This is a genomic window from Sorangium sp. So ce321 (assembly GCF_051530195.1).
In the GTDB taxonomy this organism is placed as follows: domain Bacteria; phylum Myxococcota_A; class Polyangia; order Polyangiales; family Polyangiaceae; genus Sorangium.
On record NZ_CP150329.1, the window covers coordinates 11,880,390 to 11,897,278 of the forward strand.

General features: G+C 71.6%; 11 protein-coding genes. 8 read left to right on the plus strand and 3 right to left on the minus strand.

Annotated features, from left to right (window positions below; translation table 11 throughout):
- Positions 1-16: 16 nt before the first annotated feature.
- Entirely contained in the window at positions 17-2,767 is a 2,751-nt protein-coding gene (locus tag WME89_RS44050; protein WP_438005557.1) for a protein kinase domain-containing protein, read from the minus strand.
- Between the two features lie 647 nt (positions 2,768-3,414).
- On the opposite strand from WME89_RS44050, the gene WME89_RS44055 reads away from it, so the two are divergent.
- The 8 genes from WME89_RS44055 (at position 3,415) to nusB (ending at position 12,433) form a co-directional block, all read left to right on the plus strand.
- On the plus strand, positions 3,415-4,980 hold the full coding sequence (locus WME89_RS44055; RefSeq protein WP_438005558.1) for an acyl-CoA carboxylase subunit beta: 1,566 nt from the start codon (positions 3,415-3,417) through the stop codon (positions 4,978-4,980).
- Between the two features lie 321 nt (positions 4,981-5,301).
- Entirely contained in the window at positions 5,302-5,832 is a 531-nt protein-coding gene (locus WME89_RS44060) for a hypothetical protein (RefSeq protein ID WP_438005559.1), read from the plus strand.
- Positions 5,833-6,226: 394 nt separating this feature from the next.
- Positions 6,227-9,010, plus strand: a complete 2,784-nt coding sequence (locus tag WME89_RS44065; RefSeq protein WP_438005560.1) for an Rne/Rng family ribonuclease — start codon at positions 6,227-6,229, stop codon at positions 9,008-9,010.
- A gap of 6 nt (positions 9,011-9,016) precedes the next feature.
- Positions 9,017-9,388, plus strand: a complete 372-nt coding sequence (locus WME89_RS44070; RefSeq protein ID WP_437503428.1) for a PilZ domain-containing protein — start codon at positions 9,017-9,019, stop codon at positions 9,386-9,388.
- A gap of 16 nt (positions 9,389-9,404) precedes the next feature.
- Complete coding sequence (locus WME89_RS44075) at positions 9,405-10,148, plus strand: riboflavin synthase (protein ID WP_438005561.1); 744 nt, start codon at positions 9,405-9,407, stop codon at positions 10,146-10,148.
- A gap of 55 nt (positions 10,149-10,203) precedes the next feature.
- Positions 10,204-11,373: a 3,4-dihydroxy-2-butanone-4-phosphate synthase gene (gene ribB / locus WME89_RS44080; RefSeq protein ID WP_438005562.1), complete on the plus strand. Its 1,170-nt coding sequence runs from the start codon at positions 10,204-10,206 to the stop codon at positions 11,371-11,373.
- A 111-nt stretch (positions 11,374-11,484) separates the two neighbouring features.
- Positions 11,485-11,994 carry a 6,7-dimethyl-8-ribityllumazine synthase gene (gene ribH, locus WME89_RS44085; protein WP_437503434.1) on the plus strand — a complete coding sequence of 170 codons (510 nt, stop codon included), beginning with the start codon at positions 11,485-11,487 and terminating at the stop codon, positions 11,992-11,994.
- 16 nt (positions 11,995-12,010) lie between these two features.
- A complete protein-coding gene (gene nusB / locus WME89_RS44090) occupies positions 12,011-12,433 on the plus strand; it encodes a transcription antitermination factor NusB (RefSeq protein WP_436620617.1) in 423 nt (140 codons plus the stop codon).
- A gap of 37 nt (positions 12,434-12,470) precedes the next feature.
- Here nusB and WME89_RS44095 read toward each other — a convergent pair whose 3' ends face one another.
- Together WME89_RS44095 and WME89_RS44100 are read right to left on the minus strand one after the other, a co-directional pair.
- Positions 12,471-14,930, minus strand: a complete 2,460-nt coding sequence (locus tag WME89_RS44095) for an endonuclease MutS2 (protein ID WP_438005563.1) — start codon at positions 14,928-14,930, stop codon at positions 12,471-12,473.
- Positions 14,930-16,876, minus strand: coding sequence for a sigma 54-interacting transcriptional regulator (locus tag WME89_RS44100; protein WP_438005564.1), 1,947 nt, complete (start codon positions 16,874-16,876; stop codon positions 14,930-14,932). Before WME89_RS44100 ends, WME89_RS44095 begins: the two co-directional genes overlap by 1 nt.
- Positions 16,877-16,889: the final 13 nt, after the last annotated feature.

Genomic DNA, 16,889 nt, shown 5'->3' on the forward strand with positions numbered 1-16,889 from the left:
CGGCCGAGCTCCCGGCTCAGCGGCCGGCGCCGCGCGAGAGCGGCTTCGCGACCCGGAACGACAGGTTCAGAGCGCGCGCGATCCCGAAGAACCGGGTGCGCGACGCGCTCCTGCACTGCTGCGAGTCCGTGGCCCAGCTCCCCGACCGGGCGATGCGCCACGGCGGCGCGTCTCCGCCGGCGTCGACGGCCGACTCGAGCTCACGCGACGTCGCCGCCCACGACTTCTCGCCGTTCACGTCGGCGACCCACTCGCGCACGCCGCCCGCCATGTCGCGCGCGGCGTAGGGCGAGGTGTCGATGGGGAAGGTCCCGACCGGCTCCGGCTGCGACAGGTAAGGCCGCGACGAGCGCATCAGGCAGAACGTGGGATCGAAGTGATCGCCCCACGGGTAGAACCGGCCGTCGGTCCCGCGCGCCGCCTTCTCCCATTCCAGCTCGGTGGGGAGCCGGACCTCGATCCCGTCGCGCTCGCTCCGGAACTGGCAGTAGGCCACGGCGTCGAACCAGTCGATGAGGATGACGGGCAGGTTCCAGAGGTGCCCCTCCTCCGCCGGGAACCGCTTCAGCGCGTCGCCTTCAACCACGGTGGGCAAGGGCTCCCAGCCGCCGCCGCTGGCAGGCCGCGCGACGTAGCCCTCGGAGCCGCGCGTCCCGTGCGGCGCGCGCTTCAGGGCGAGATCGAGATCGCGCGTCTCGAGCTCGTTCAGGAACTCGCAGTACTCGCGGAAGGTGACCGGGAACTTCGCGATCGCGAAGTCGGGGACGTGGAGCTCGGCGCGGCGGAGCGGATCGTAGGCGTGCGCATCGCCGCCCGCGATGAAGGAGCCCCCCGGGATGTAGACGAACCCCTCGCCGATCTCCGCGTCGGTGTAGAGGTTCACCTCCACGCGGTGGTGGGTGCCCCGCTTGAGCAGCAGCGGGTAACGCACGTCCCGGTAGCCGGCGCGCTTCAGGATGAAGAGGTAGCTGCCCGGCTTGAGGTGTACCTCGCGCAGCGGGGTGCGGCCGAGGGAGCGCTCGTCGCTCGCCACGAGGATGCGATCCTTCTCGACGTAGCGGTACGCGACGACGCTGGCGCCGGGCGGCGACGAGTCGACCGAGACGACCGAGTCGGCGGTGAGCAGCGCGGCGTAGCGCCCCACGTCGAACTCCGCCACGAGCGCCTCGTGGTAGATGCGCGCCGCGTGCTGGTGCTCCTGGTCCGCCCGCACCGCGCGCGACCAGTAGAGGTCCGCGAGCCCGGAGCGCGCCTCGACCAGATCCGGGTCGTACGCCAGCGCCTTCGTGTAAAGGTCGATCGCCTCCGCCGCGGCGCGCGCCTGCTCGCGCTCGACCCCCGCGGCCCTGTCCTCGAGCTGCCAGCCGGCCCGCTTGCGCTCGATCGGCTCGTACTCCTTCACGTCCTTGAGCAGCCGCCGCGCCTCCTCGACGAGCCGCTCGCGCTCGCTGTCGAGCCGCCGATCGCGCTCGAGCGGCGCCTTGGCCAGCTCGCAGAGCTTGATCGCCTCCTCGCGCCGGCGCATCCGCTCCTTGGCGCCCTCGAGGAACGCCTCCGCCTCCGCCGCGACGCGATCGGCCGTCGGCGGACGCTGGTCGGGATCCTTCGCGAGCATCGCCAGGCAGAGGTCCTCGAGCAGCAGCGGACAGCTCGGCGCGATCGAGCGCGGCGGCTTGGGGTCGCGCGTCTGCGTCGCGAGGATCACGGCGAGCACCGTCGGCGCGTCGAACGGGTGCTCGCCGGTGAGGATCTCGTAGAGCACCACGCCGAGCGCGAAGATGTCCGCGCGGTGATCGATCCGCTTGTGATCCCCCCGGATCTGCTCCGGCGCGATGTACCCGGGCGTGCCCGACAGCGCGCTCGCGAGCGCCTCGTGCCGCTTCCGGCCGAAGTCCTGCCCGCCCGGGTCGACGGAGATCGGCTCGCTCACCTCCGCCCTCGAGAGCAGCTTCGCGTTGCCCCAGTCGCCCAGGTACACCTCGCCGTAGTCGCCGAGCAGCACGTTCTCCGGCTTGATGTCGCGGTGGGCGACGCCTCGCCGGTGCGCGTAGGCGAGCGCCCGCGAGATCTGCACGAACGCGCCGATGAGCCGGACGAGGGGCCACTGCCGGCGGAGCTCGGGGTTCGTCAGCACGTTCTGCAGGCTCTGCCGCTTGACGACCCGCATCGAGTAGTAGGGCTGGCCGTTCGGCAGCGTCCCCAGGTCGTACACCGGGATGATGTTCGGGTGCTCGAGCTGCGCCGTGATCCGCGCCTCCGTCAGGAAGCGGTTGCCGACCGCGGAGTCCGCCTCCGCCCCGGGCTTCAGGGTCTTCAGCGCCACCACGCGCCCGATCTCCCGGTCGCGCGCCTTCACCACCTTCCCGGCGCCCCCGGCGCCGAGCGCCTCGCCGACCTCGTACCGGCTGCCGCCGGTGTTCACCGCGCGCGTGGACGAGGTCGCGAGCGTCGGGAAATCGGCCACGACCTCCTCGCCGGGCAGGTCGATCTCGCGCTGCGTGTCGAAGCGCAGCGCGTCCGGATCCTCGACCTGCGGCGAGAGGGCGCGCGCGACGGGCGGGCTGCGCGCCTCCTGCTGCGCGAGCAGCTCCGGCAGCGCCGCGAGCTGCTCCGGGGTGAGGATCCCCTCGAAGAGCTCCTGGGGCGTCGACGCGCCGCCGAGGGTCCACCGGCACGCCATGTCCCACAGGGCGTTGGGCTCGATCAGCCCTCGCGCCACGGCGGCGACGGCCAGGGCACGCGCCTCACGAGTCTGAGCGAGCTTCACCCGAGCGACCTCTCGTCCGAAACGATCTCACCTCGCGATGCGAGTCGGAAGGCCACGCTGGGACGGATGAGCGCAAGGCGCCGTGATGTGGGAGGGCGGAGCGCTCCCGCGAGAGCTCCCGCGCTGCCGGTGACGCTGCTCCGTGAGCATCTCACGAGGCGCCACACGTCAGGTGCCGTGGCTGGCGGTCGCTCTGCTGCCACGCCGGCCCGAGCTGCTCCTTCCGGAGCCGCGGCGCGGCAGGGCCCGAGCGGCGGTCGCTGCCCCGGCGTCCCCGTCCTCAGATGGTCTACGTGTCGGAAATTCCTGCATTTACCAGCGACAAACGAGCGCCGATGAGGGTACGTGGTGTCCCCTCGCCTGTGCAAGAGAGTAGGGCGGAGGTCGCCCTGGAGGGCGGTCATTTTTCGTCGCGGCCTTCGCAGGGTCCGCGCCCCCCGTGCGGTCCGCGTCCTCGTGCGGTCCGCGTCCCTTGCGCGGCTCTCGATACGCGCGCTTCGCACATCTCGCACGTTTCCGCCGACCTCGCCCCGCTGTGGTCCCTGGCGCGCCCGAGCGCGGCGCCGTCGCCGCCGGGCCGGCACGCCGTCGCGTCACCGCGCGCGACGGGGTTTCGATCCCCGGGGGGGCCATGGTAGGCCGCGGGCATGGCTGATCCGACGGCCCCCAGACCTCCGGCGCTCGCTCGCCTCGACGACATGAACCGCCGCGCGCTCGACGGGGGCGGGAAAGACCGCCTCGCCAAGCAGCACGAGGCCGGCAAGCTCTCCGCCCGGGAGCGCATCGACCTGCTCCTCGACCCGGGGTCGTTCGTCGAGATCGACCGGTTCGTCGTCCACCGGTGCGCCGACTTCGGCATGGACAAGCAGAAGGTCCTCGGCGACGGCGTCGTGACCGGCTGGGGGCTCATCGACGGGCGCAAGGTCATCGTCTTCGCGCAGGATTTCACCGTGATCGGCGGCTCGCTCTCCGGCGCGTACGCCTCGAAGATCTGCAAGGTGATGGACCTCGCGATGAAGATCGGCGCGCCCGTCATCGGGCTGAACGACTCGGGCGGCGCGCGGATCCAGGAGGGGGTCGAGTCGCTCGCGGGTTACGCCGACATCTTCCTCCGCAACACGCTCGCGAGCGGGGTCGTCCCCCAGATCAGCGCGATCCTCGGGCCGTGCGCGGGCGGGGCCGTCTACTCGCCCGCCATCACCGACTTCATCCTGATGACCGAGCGGACGAGCTACATGTTCATCACCGGCCCCGAGGTCATCAAGACGGTGACCAACGAGGACGTCACCAAGGAAGACCTCGGCGGCGCCGCGGCCCACGCATCCAAGAGCGGCGTATGTCACCTCACGGCGCCCGACGACCGGGCGTCGCTCGCGCAGGTCCGCGAGCTGCTCTCGTTCCTGCCCTCGAACAACACCGAGGATCCGCCGCGCCGCGCCGCGACCGATCCCGAGACCCGCGAGGTGCCGGAGCTCGACGCGATGGTCCCGGCCGACTCGTCGAAGCCGTACGACATCAAGCAGGTCGTGCGCGCCGTGGTCGACGACGGCGACCTCCTCGAGATCCACGAGCGCTTTGCGCAGAACATCGTGGTCGGGTTCGCCCGGATCGGGGGTGCGCCCATCGGCGTGGTCGCGAACCAGCCCCAGGTGCTCGCCGGCTGCCTGGACATCAAGGCCAGCATCAAGGCGGCACGGTTCGTCCGCTTCTGCGACTGCTTCAATATCCCGCTCGTCACCTTCGTCGACGTGCCCGGCTTCCTCCCGGGGATCGACCAGGAATACGGAGGGATCATCGCCCACGGGGCGAAGCTCCTCTATGCCTTCGCCGAGGCCACGGTGCCCAAGGTGACGGTGATCACCCGCAAGGCCTACGGCGGCGCCTACGACGTCATGGCGTCCAAGCACATCCGCGCCGATTACAACCTCGCCTTCCCGACGGCCGAGATCGCGGTCATGGGCCCGGAAGGCGCGGTGAACATCGTGTACCGCAGGGAGATCCAGCAGGCGGCCGACCCGGCCGCCGCGCGCGCACGCTTCGTCGAGGACTACAAGACGAAATTCGCCAACCCGTACAAGGCGGCCGAGCTCGGCTTCATAGACGAGGTGATCTACCCTCGCATGCTCCGCAGTCGGCTGGCCCGAGCCCTCCACCTCCTGCGCGACAAGCGGGACAAGAACCCGCCGAAGAAACACGGAAACATCCCGCTTTAGCAGAATTTTGACGGCGACCCGGCGCCCACATGAATCATGCTCAGCGAGAGATCGGCCAGCAGAACCGCTTAGAGCGCGCTGGCAGGAGCGTGCCCGGGCGAGCGACGCCGTTGCGCGGCCGATCCCAAGCGTGTAAAAACCACTTGCGTGGCTGTTTTTCTCTCTTCTCCACGCGCGATGCTTCTCTCTGACCAACGATCTGCACAGGTGCACCCGGGGGCCGGTCGCAGGAACACGGGTGGTTTGGCGGGCATGCCGAGCGTTGGGGGGGCGCCGAGTACACGAATGAAGGGTCGGTCGGGTTCTGTGGAGGTATTGAGCATGAAATCTTGGGTATTCGCTGCATTTTTGATTTCCGGCTGCGCCCTCGTGGCGTGCGGTGACGACGGCAACACCAGCACCACCGGCACCACCGGCACCACCGGCACCACCGGCAGCGGCGGCTCCGGTGGCAGCGGCGGCTCCGGCGGCAACGGCGGCTCCGGCGGCAACGGCGGCTCCGGCGGCGAAGCTGGCTCGAGCACCACGAGCTCTTCCTCGACGGGGACCCCGACCTGCGATGAGACGACGGACACCTGCGGCCGCGACGATAATACGGGCTGCTACAAGTGCGCCGCCGAAGGCCCGTGCAAAGAGACCATCGATAACTGCGTGAAGGATCGGGCCTGCCTTGCTCTGGTGGGATGTCTCGACCGCTGCGCCGATGAGGAGGACCCTGGCGCGTGCACAGAACAGTGCCGCACGGACAACGCGGCCGTGGTGGAGGCCTACGACGCCATGGCCCAGTGCACTATCTGTCAGGAGTGCGCTGAAAACTGCGCAGCATCCGAAGAGCCGCTGTGCCAGGAGTGAGGCGCTGACGAACAGCGCGTCATGCCCGAAGGGGGCGCCGGATGGCCGCCCCCTTCGGCGTTTTGTACGCCCCCTTCCAGAGCGGCTATAGCCCGAGCGCCGCGGCGACCGAGGAATCTGCTGTCACTGCAATCGAGAGCCGCGCCCCCGGTGCCCGTGCGGCCCGCCAGGCCGGCGAGGCACAGGGCCCGCAGGCGGGGGAGGCGCGCCGAGGCGCGGCCGTTCCCGGGGGCGTGGCGGCGCGTACGCGAGGTAGCTCACGGGTGGCGGCCAGGCCGCCTCGGCGACCTCGGGCCCTGCGACCTCAATCGCGCAGCGCGCTCCGGGTTGCGCCTTCATGGCCCGGGCAACCCGTGGTAACGCTTGGCGGCGCCGCCGATGTGCGGCATCCGACATGGGAAAGAACCTTCTCGTCATCAATGTGGACATCCGCGAGACACGCGTCGCGCTGATCGAAAATGGGATCATCGCTGAGCTGCATCTCGAGCGGGAGAGCTCCAAGGGGACGCTCGGAAACATCTACCTCGGCAAGGTCAGCCGCGTATTGCCCGGGATGCAGGCCGCGTTCATCGACGTGGGGCTCGAGCGAGCAGCCTTCCTCCACGTCGAGGACCTGATCCGGCCCGACGACTTCGAGGCATACCTGGCCGGGCACCGCCGTCCTGCGGAGGAGGCGCGCGCCTCGTCGCGCGGCCGCGCCGCGCGCGCCAGCGAGGCGCCCGGGCCCGAAGAAAGCGAGGTGCACGAGCTGTCCGGAGCAGAAGCCGCGCCCGAGAGCCCCGGCGCATCCGCCGAGCACCACGAGGCTCATGAAGGCGCAGACTTCGGGGCCGAGGAAGGGTTCGAGGCCGAGGCCGCGCTCGAAGCGGAGGGCTCGCTCGAAGAGACGAGCGACGTGCCGATCGATCTGCCCACGGCGCTCGACGTGCTCGAGAGCCCCTCCGGACAGGCGTTCGCCGGCGTGGGAGCGATGGTGGCGCTCGACGAGGCCGACGACATCCCCGGCCCGGAGATCGACGGCGAGCACGGGCTCGACAGCGCCGAGGACGACGACGAGGAGCTGGTCGCGCCGGGCGGAGACGGATACGCCGACGAGGCGAGCGCCGACGACGCGAGCTCCTACGACGCGGGACCGGAGGAAGCGGCCTCGGACGAGGACGAAGACCTCGATGCGCCCGCCTACGACGTCGGGCCTGCTTCCCCACCGCCGGAGGAGACGGCCGACGTGTGGAGCGCGGCCGGAGAGCGCCCGGAGGCGCCGCACGAGGCCGGGGACAGCGGCCCGGCCGAGGCGCAGGCCGACGTGAGCGCGCCGGATGACCCCGCCGCGGGCGCGTGGCCGGCCGGGCAGGAGGAGGGCGCGCCGCCCGCCGTCGAGGGCGCGGCGGTCGCGCCGGGAGCGCCCGGCGACGAGGTGCCGCCGGCAGCGCGGGCCCGCAACGGGCGCTCGCGGGGGCGGCGGGAAGCGCGCGTGCGGCGGTCGGGGCGGACGCGCGATCGGCGCGCCAACCTGGAAGGCGGCGCCGCGCTCGAGGGGGCGGCCCCCGCGGAAGCCCGCGAGACGCCGCGCGAGGGGCGTGAAGGGAGCGAGGCGCGCGAAGGCCGCGAGGCGCCGCGCGAAAAGCGCGAGACGCCGCGCGAAGGGCGTGGAGGGCGCGAGACGCGCGAAGCGCCGCGCGAGGGCCGCGAGGCGCCGCGCGAAGGCCGCGAGGCGCCGCGCGAGGGCCGCGAGGCGCCGCGCGAGGGCCGCGAGGCGCCGCGCGAGGGCCGCGAGGCGCCGCGCGAAGGCCGCGAACGCGGCGGCCGAGGGCAGCAGGGCGGACGCGAGGGGCGCGAGCAGCGCGGGCGCGACCAGCGGACGCGTGAGCGCGGGCGCGAGCAGCCGCGGGACGGCAAGGGCAAGAGCGCCGCGCGCGGCCCGCAGGGCTCGCGCAACTGGCAGAACGAGCCGCCGCGCATCTCGAAGTCGACCCCGATCCGCGAGGTCGTCCGCGAGGGCCAGGAGGTCATCGTCCAGATCTCGAAGGAGCCGATCGGGACGAAGGGCGCCCGGGTCACGAGCCACATCTCGCTGCCCGGCCGCTACGTCGTGTACCTGCCGACCGTCGATCACATCGGGATCTCCAAGCGGATCGGCTCGGAAAAGGAGCGCTCCCGGCTGCGGGATGCCATCGAGGCGATGAAGCCCCCGCAGGGCGGGCTCATCGTGCGCACGCTCGCCGAGGGCCTCACGAAGAAGCAGCTCAAGGCGGACGTCGGCTACCTCGTGCGCCTCTGGGGCGAGGTGGCGAAGAAGCGCGAGAGCGGCGTGAGGGCGCCGGCGGGGCTCTACACCGAGCTCGATCTCGTGCTGAAGACCGCCCGCGACCTCTTCACCGACGACATCGAGAAGATCGTCATCGACGACCGCGAGGAGTACATCCGGCTGCGGCGCTTCGTCGAGATGTTCATGCCCGAGCGCGCCGACGCGGTGGAGCTCTACGAGGGGACGGAGCCGATCTTCGACGCGTACGGGATCGAGGACGAGATCCAGCGCGCGCTGTCGCGGAAGGTCCCGCTCCCCTCGGGGGGGCACCTGATCATCGATCAGGCCGAGGCGCTCACCGCGATCGACGTGAACACGGGGCGCTTCGTCGGCAAGGGGTCGAAGGACCTCGAGGAGACGATCCTCACCACGAACATGGAGGCGGTCGAGGAGATCGCCTATCAGCTCCGGTTCCGCAACATCGGCGGGCTGATCATCCTCGACCTCATCGACATGGAGCGCGCCCAGAACCGGGAGAAGGTGCGGCGCCGCCTCGAGGAGCTGCTCTCCAAGGACAAGGCGAAGACCACGCTGAACCGGATCTCCGATCTGGGCCTCATCGAGATGACCCGGAAGCGGACGCGCGAGAGCCTCGGGCGGACGATCCTCGAGCCGTGCTTCTACTGCGACGGGACGGGCCAGCTGCAGTCGAAGCAGACCGTCGCCTACGAGATCTTGAGGCAGATACGGCGCGAGCGGATGAACCTGCCCGGCTACTCGGTCGTGGTCAACGCGCATCCGGCGGTGATCGACCTCCTGAAGAACGACGAGCGCATCGCCGTGCAAGAGGCGGAGCGGCTGTTCCAGCGCCGGATCGATCTCGTACCCCGGAAGGAGTACCACCTCGAGCAGTTCGATCTGCAAGGCAGGTAAGGCGCCATGGCGGACGATCAGGGTTCTTCGGAGAGCAGCGAGAGCGAGTCGTTGAAGACGGGACGCAAGGAAGAGCGCGTCACCATCAACAAGGAGTTCGAGTCCTATGATGCGTTCATCAACGAGTACGTGACGAACATCTCGCGGACCGGCGTGTTCGTGCGGTCGAAGACGCCGCTCGCCGTCGGGACGAAGGTGAACCTCCGGTTCACCGTGATCATGGACGACATCGAGACGATCGAGGGCGTCGGCGAGGTCGTGCGCGTGCACGACGACCCGCAGGGGATGGGGGTCGTCTTCACCGAGCTGTCGAGCTACTCGCAGGGGCTCATCGACAAGCTCCTGACCAGCCAGGGGCACCGCACCCCGAAGGACTAGGCAGAGGGCTTCGGCGATGTTCACCGGGCTTGTCGAGACGATCGGGGTCCTGCGCCGCCGGAGCGGCGGCGCCGTGGCCCGCGCGCTCATCGAGGCGAACCTCGGGCCGCTGACGCTCGGCGAGTCGGTGAGCGTGAACGGCGCCTGCCTGACCGTCGACCGCATCGCGCCCGGCGGGTTCGAGTGCGACATGTCCTCGGAGACCCTCGGCCGCACCACGCTCGGCGCGCTGACGCTCGGCGCGCGGGTCCACCTCGAGCGGGCGACGCCGCTCGGCGCGCGCATGGGCGGGCACGTGGTGCTCGGCCACGTCGACGGGCTCGGCCGCGTGCGAGAGCAGTCGAGATCCGGCGACGCGATCCGCCTCGCGGTGAGCGCCCCGACCGAGCTCGCGCGGTTCCTGGCTCCCAAGGGCTCGATCGCCATCGACGGCGCGAGCCTCACGCTGAACGCCGTGTCCACGCCAGGCGCCGCGGAGACCTGGTTCGAGGTGATGCTGGTCCCGCACACCATCGAGCGGACGCTCCTCGGTGAGCTCCGCCCAGGCGCGACCGTCAACCTTGAAGTTGACGTGCTCGCGCGCTACGTGGCGCGGACGCTCGAGGTCGCATCGCTCGCCGGCCCGCAGGGCCGATCGAGCGGAGAGGCGCGCGAGGGCGGCGCCTCTGCCCAGCGCGACGAGGAGCGTGGAAATACGGGAGAGCATGCGGATCACGACGAACGACTCCTCGCAAAGCTGCGCGCGGGGGGATTCTGGTGAGGCTGTGTCAGCCTCGAGCGGCAAGCTCGGCCAGGACATGACCTCCGGGGGTCCGATGCCTCATCGGTTGACCATCGACAAGGCGGTGCTCGATCGGGTGAACACCGCGCTGGACCACATCCGCGCGGGCAAGATGGTGATCCTGGTCGACGACGAGGATCGCGAGAACGAGGGGGACCTCTGCATGGCGGCGGAGGCGGTGACCCCGGAGGCGATCAACTTCATGGCGATGCACGGGCGCGGCCTCATCTGCCTCGCCCTCGACGAGGAGCAGGTCGCGCGCCTCGAGCTGCCCATGATGTCGGCGCCGGGGCGGAACGGGCCGCCGCTCGGCACCGCCTTCACCGTGAGCATCGAGGCGCGCAGCGGGGTGACGACGGGGATCAGCGCGGCCGATCGGGCGCACACGGTCCGGGTCGCGGCCGCGCGCGACGCCAGGCCCGAGGATCTCGTCACGCCGGGGCACGTCTTCCCGCTGAAGGCGCGCCGCGGGGGCGTGCTCGTGCGGACGGGGCAGACCGAGGGGTCGGTGGACCTCGCGCGGCTCGCCGGGCTGCGGCCGGCGGGCGTGATCTGCGAGATCATGAACGACGACGGCAGCATGGCGCGCATGCCGGACCTCGAGGTGTTCGCCGCGAAGCACGGCCTGCTGATCGTGACGGTCGCGGACCTCATCCAGTACCGGCTCCAGACCGAGCGGCTGGTCCGCCGCGTGAGCGATCGGACGCTGCGGCTCGATCTCACGGGCACGGAGTGGACCGCCTATGTCTACGAGGTCATCAATGAGCCGAGGCAGTTCCTCGCGCTGACCAAGGGCGCTGTCGCGACGCCGGAGCCGATCCTCTGCCGCGTGCACTCCGGCTCGACCATCGCGGACCTCTTCAGCTCGACGCCCCTCGACGGCGGCTCGAACCTGCGCGAGGCGCTCCTCGCGATCGAGAGCGCCGGCGTGGGCGTGGTCGTCTACATCCCCTCGCGAGGGGACCTGAGCCGCGAGCTGGAGCAGCTGAAGGGCGCGGGCCCCGACGAGAGCAGCCCCGTGGTGAAGACGCAGCAGCCGTGGACGCTGCGGGAGTTCGGCCTCGGCGCGCAGGTGCTGGCGGACCTCGGGGTGCACCAGATCCGGCTGCTCACGAACAGCCAGCCGAAGATCGCGGGGATCACCGGGTTCGGGCTCACCGTGGCCGAGCGGGTGCCGCTCGTCTCGATCAAGGGCGAGGCCTGACGCGCGGCGACACGACCGCACGGGCGCGCAGCGCACATGTAAAAATACGCTCCGACGCGATCGCGAGCGCAAGGGCCGCGCACCCCGCGCGGCAGGAGAGAGGAACGGCGAATGGCAGAGCAGGCGGTCGGTCAGGCACAGGCGAGGGTGATCGAAGGGAACCTGGTGGTCCCGCCGGGGTCGCGCTTCGCGCTCGTGGCGAGCCGGTTCAACCACTTCATCGTCGACCGCCTGGTCGAGGGCGCGCTCGACGCCATCGCGCGGCACGGCGGCTCGCTCGAGCGGACGTCCATCGTCCGCGTCCCGGGCGCGTGGGAGATGCCGACGGTCGTGGGGCGGCTCGCGCACAAGAAGAGCGTCGACGCGATCATCACCCTGGGCGCCGTGATCCGGGGCTCGACGCCGCACTTCGATTACGTGGCGGCCGAGGTCACCAAGGGGATCGCGACCGTCTCGCTCCAGACCGGGGTGCCGGTCACGTTCGGGGTCCTCACGACCGACTCGATCGAGCAGGCGGTCGAGCGGGCGGGCACAAAGCATGGCAATAAGGGGTGGGAGGCCGCCGTCAGCGCGATCGAGATGCTCGCGCTCGGTGCGTCGCTGGACGCCGCTGGCCTGTAGACGAAGGTTCTGAGAGATGGGTGCGCGCTCGACCGGCCGTGAAGCGGCCTTGCAGATGCTGTTCGCGGTGGAAGCTGGCGGGAACTCCGCGCCGCGCGTGGTCTCCGCCTTCTGGCGAGAGACGCCGGGCGACCCGGAGGGGCGCGCCTACGCGGACGAGGTGGTGCTCGGCGTCGCGAAGGACCTCGCGGCCGTGGACGAGGCGATCCGCAAGGCGAGCACGAACTGGCGCCTGGAGCGGATGGCGCGGGTCGACAGGAACGTCCTGCGGCTCGGCGCGTGGGAGCTCATGAACCACCCGGAGGTGCCGCGCGCGGTCATCCTCGACGAGGCGGTCGAGCTGGCCAAGCGCTACGGCAGCGAGGAGAGCGGCGCCTTCGTGAACGGCGTGCTCGACCGGGTCGCCGAGAACCTCGGCCGCGTCGACCGCGACCGCTGAGCGCGCTCAGCGCACTCAGCTCAGAAATCCGCGGCGCTCACCACTTCAGCCACGCGACGGTGACGCCGTCGCCGCCCTCGCTGGGGCCGCCCGGGCGGAGGCGCGCCACGTAGGGGCTCGCGCGCAGCGCCTCGCGGACGGCGTCGCGCAGGGCGCCGGTGCCGTGCCCGTGGACGAAGAACGTGACCTTGCGGCCCGCGCCGAGCGAGCGGTCGAGGAACTGCTCGGCCATCGCGACCGCCTCGTGCGCGCGCAGGCCGCGGAGATCCACCGTGTTGTCCGCCGTCTGGATCGGGACGTCCGGATCGGCCGCCGCGTCGAGCTCGACGCGGCGCTGCGGAGGCGGCGCCGCGACGGCCGGCGGCGCGCCGGTGCCGCGCAGCTCGGCGATCGACGTCGTGAGCTTGAGCGCGCCCGCGGCGACCCGCAGCTGGCCGCCCGAGAGGACCTCGACGACCTCGGCCTCGGCCCGCAGGCGCGGCACGTAGACGCGGGCGCCGACGCGGATGGCGGCCGGATCGATCGCCGGCCGCGCCGGCGGCTCTTCCTTCGGGCGCAGCTCGAGCTCGCCCCCGATCGACGTCTTCTGCCCCACCGCGTCCATCACGCGGGCGGCCGCCCGCACGTCCTCCTCGGTGGGCTTGCCGCGCAGGCGCGCCTGCGCCGCCTTGAGGTCGTCGCGCGCGCGCCGCAGGCTGGCGAGCAGCGCCTCGCCCTCCCGCGTGATCACGGCGCGCTCCTTCTCCCGGAGCCGCCCGATCTCGCCGTCGAGCTCCCGCCGCTTGGCGCGGGCGCCGGCCGCCTCGCGCTCGGCGTCCTCGCGCGCGAGCTCGAGCGCGCGGCGCTCGGCGGAGAGCTTCTCGACCATCTGCTCGAAGGTGACCGCCTCCTGCGTGAGGAAGCGCTCGGCCCGCTCGAGCACGGCGGCCGGGATGCCGAACCGCCGCGCGACGGCGAGCGCGCTCGAGGCGCCGGGCAGGCCGACGACGAGCCGGAAGGTCGGGCTCATGGTGGCGAGATCGAAGCCGACCGAGGCGTTCTCGAAGCGCTGATCGCCGAGCGCGAGCGCCTTGAGGCCCTCGTAGTGCGTGGTGCAGGCGACGGTGCCGGCGCGCGCGCAGAGCGAGTCGAGCACGGCCGCGGCGAGCGCCTCGCCCTCGCGCGGGTCGGTGCCGCCGGCGAGCTCGTCGAGCAGGACGAGGGCGCCGGGGCGCGTCTCGCCGAGGATCTGCCCGAGGTTCTGCACGTGGGCGCTGAAGGTCGACAGGTTCTTGTGGAGGTTCTGGTCGTCGCCGACGTCGGTCAGCACGACGTCGAAGAGCGCGACGCGAGAGCCCTCCCGCGCCGCGACCGGCAGGCCCGCGCGGACCATCAGCGCCGCGAGCCCGAGCGTCTTCAGGGCCACGGTCTTGCCGCCGGCGTTCGGCCCGGAGACGATCATCGCGCGGCCCGCGCTCATCGAGAGGTCGCTCGGGACCACCTTCACGCCGTCGAGCGCGAGCAGCGGGTGGCGGCCGCCGTGGAGGACGATCGAGGGGGGCCGCGCCGCGCCGTCCGAGGCGCCTCGATCCGCGAAGGCGTCCTCGGGGACGTCCGGGAAGGTGAGGTCGAGGTCCCGCGCGAGCCGCGCGGCGGCGGCCCTCACGTCGGCGTGGGCCAGCGCGCGGGCGGCGGCCGCGACGCTCTCGATGTCCTCGGCCACGCGGGCGGTGAGCGCCGCGTAGATCGCGAGCTCCTCGCGCGCGACCTCGGCGTCGACCATCTTCATCCGGTTGCCGGTCTCGACGAGCACCCGCGGCTCGACGAACACGGTGGCGCCGCTCGCGCTCGTCGCGTGGACGATCCCGGGGAAGCGCTCGTGCGCGTCGGAGCGCACCGGGAGCACGTAGCGCCCGTCGCGCTCGGTCCAGTAGCGGTCCTGGAGGATGTCCTCGTGCTTCTGGATGAGGTCCTCGAGGCGGCGGACGAGCCGGTCGCGCACGGCGCGCCGCTCCGCGCGGAGCGCCTCGAGGCGGGGCGAGGCGCGGTCCGAGAGCGTGCCGTCCGGATCGAAGGCCGCCGCGAGCTCGCGCGCGACGGCGTCGAGCTCCGGGTTCGTCGCGCACGCGGCGTAGAGCGTGGGCGCGATCTGGCGCCGGCTCTGCAGGTACTGCCGCGACGTGCGCGCGGCCTCGAGCAGGCCGAGCACGGCGCGGAGCTCCTCGTTCGCGAGCGCGGCGCCGATGCGCGCGCGGTCGAGCGCGTCCTCGAGCTCCGCGACGTCGCGCGACGGCAGCGGCTCGCCGGCCCGGGCGAGCTCGAACGCCTCGCGCACCTCCGAGAGCATGGTGAGCGCCTCGGCGCGCGTGGACGCGAACGGGAGGGCCCGGGCGAGCCGCTTCCCGGCGCGCGACGCGCAGCGCTCGGCGAGCGCCTCGAGGATGCGGTCCCACTCCAGGTCGGCGCGGGTCTTGGACGGACAGGGGTCTGCGAAGGGCCCTTCGAGGTTGTATTCCATCACGCTTCGGTCGGATCGCGGGCCACGCCGCCGGCCCCGCTCGGCATCGGGTTCTGCTCCTTCTCGAGGTAGCGGAAGATGGTGCGCGGGTCGACGCCGAGGTCGCGGGCCGTCTGCGTGCGGTTGCCGTTGTTGCGCTCGAGCGCTTCGAGCACGTAGCGCCGCTGGAACTCCTCCTTCGCCTTCTCGAGCGGCATGACCGCCGTCTCGGCGCCGGGGCCGAGGTCGAGGTCCTCCGCGGCGAGGAGGGCCTGGTCGCAGAGGACCAGCGCCTTCTTGATGCGGTTCTCGAGCTGCCGGATGTTGCCCGGCCAGGAGTACTTCTTGATCGCGGCGAGCGCGGCGGGGCTGAAGCCGCGCACGGCGCTGCCGAGCTCATCCGCGTACTTCGAGAGCAGGACCTTGGCGATGATGAGCACGTCCTCGCCCCGCTCGCGGAGCGGCGGGAGCCACAGGTTCACGACGTTGAGCCGGTAGTAGAGATCCTCCCGGAAGTTGCCGGTGCGGATCTCCTCCTCGAGGTTCCTGTTCGTGGCCGCGACGATGCGGATGTCGACCTTCTCGGGCTTCGAGTCGCCGACGCGGAAGACGACCCGCTCCTGGAGCGCGCGGAGGAGCTTCACCTGGAGGTTCAGCGGGAGCTCGCCGATCTCGTCGAGGAACAGCGTGCCCTTGTCGGCGATCTGGAACTTGCCGGGGCGGCTGGCGATGGCGCCGGTGAAGGCCCCCTTCACGTGGCCGAAGAGCTCGCTCTCGATGAGGTTCTCCGGGATGGCGCCGCAGTTGATGGTGATGAACGGGCCGCCCTCGCGCGGGCTGCGCCGGTGCAGCTCCCTCGCGATGAGCTCCTTCCCCGTCCCCGTCTCCCCGGTGATGAGCACGCTGATGTCGGTCGCCGCGACCTTCTGCAGCTTGCGGAACACCTCGAGCATCGACGGGCAAGCGCCGATGATCTCGCCGAACTTCTTGTCGTGCAGCTCGGCGACGAGCTTCGCCTTGTCGGCCCTGAGGGCGTTCAGGAGCATCGCGTTCTGGAGGATGAGCGAGGCCTGGGACGCGAAGATGCTGAGCAGATCGAGCTGGGCGCGGTCGAAGAGGTGCTTGATCTTGTCGTTGCCGACGTAGAGCGCGCCGATGATCTGGCCCTGCGACAGGAGCGGGGCGCACATCACGCTCGAGAGCTTCATCGCGATGACGCTGTCGCTCCGCCCGAACTGCGTGTCGGCGAGCGCGTCGGAGACGATCACGGGGCGGCCCGAGGCGATCACCTGCCGCACGATGCTGTCCGAGATGCCCCCGGCCGCGTCGGTGATGGCCTCCTTGCGGACGTTGCGCGACGCGCGCACCGCGAGCTTGCGATCGCCGCCCGCCGTGGGCGCGGCCAGGGCGCCGCCGCGGACCGCCGTGTCGGCCGCGGCCTCCGCGCCCTCCAGGAGCAGCAGGAACCCCTTGTCGGCGTGGGTCAGCTCGATGACGTCGTCGAGCATCGCCTCGAGGAGCTCGTCGACGCTGCGCCGGTTGATGAGCTTCTCGCTGAAGGCGAACAGCTTGCGGACGCCGGCGAGCTCCGAGGAGCCCTGCGGCGGGGCGGGCCGCTCTTCCCCGTCGGCGCCCGCCGGCAGCCGCTCCTGCACGGTCGGCGCCTCGGCGAACATCGAGAACCCGACCTCGACCGCGCCGAGCTGGAGCCTGTCGCCGTGCACCAGGCGGGCGCGCCGCTTCTTCTTGCCGTTGATCGCGATGTCCCCGTCGCGCTCGCACTCCTCGAGCACGAAGTCGCGCCCGTCGAACACGATCTGCGCGTGATGGTCCAGCACCCCCGCCCCCGTGACCGCGACGTCGTTTCCGAGCGCCTTGCCGATCGTCGTGACTGGCTTGTGGACGCTGTACAGGCGTGGCGCGCCCTCGGAGACAAAATACTTCAGGGTCGGCATCGCGAGGAGCATAGCAGGCGTGCCG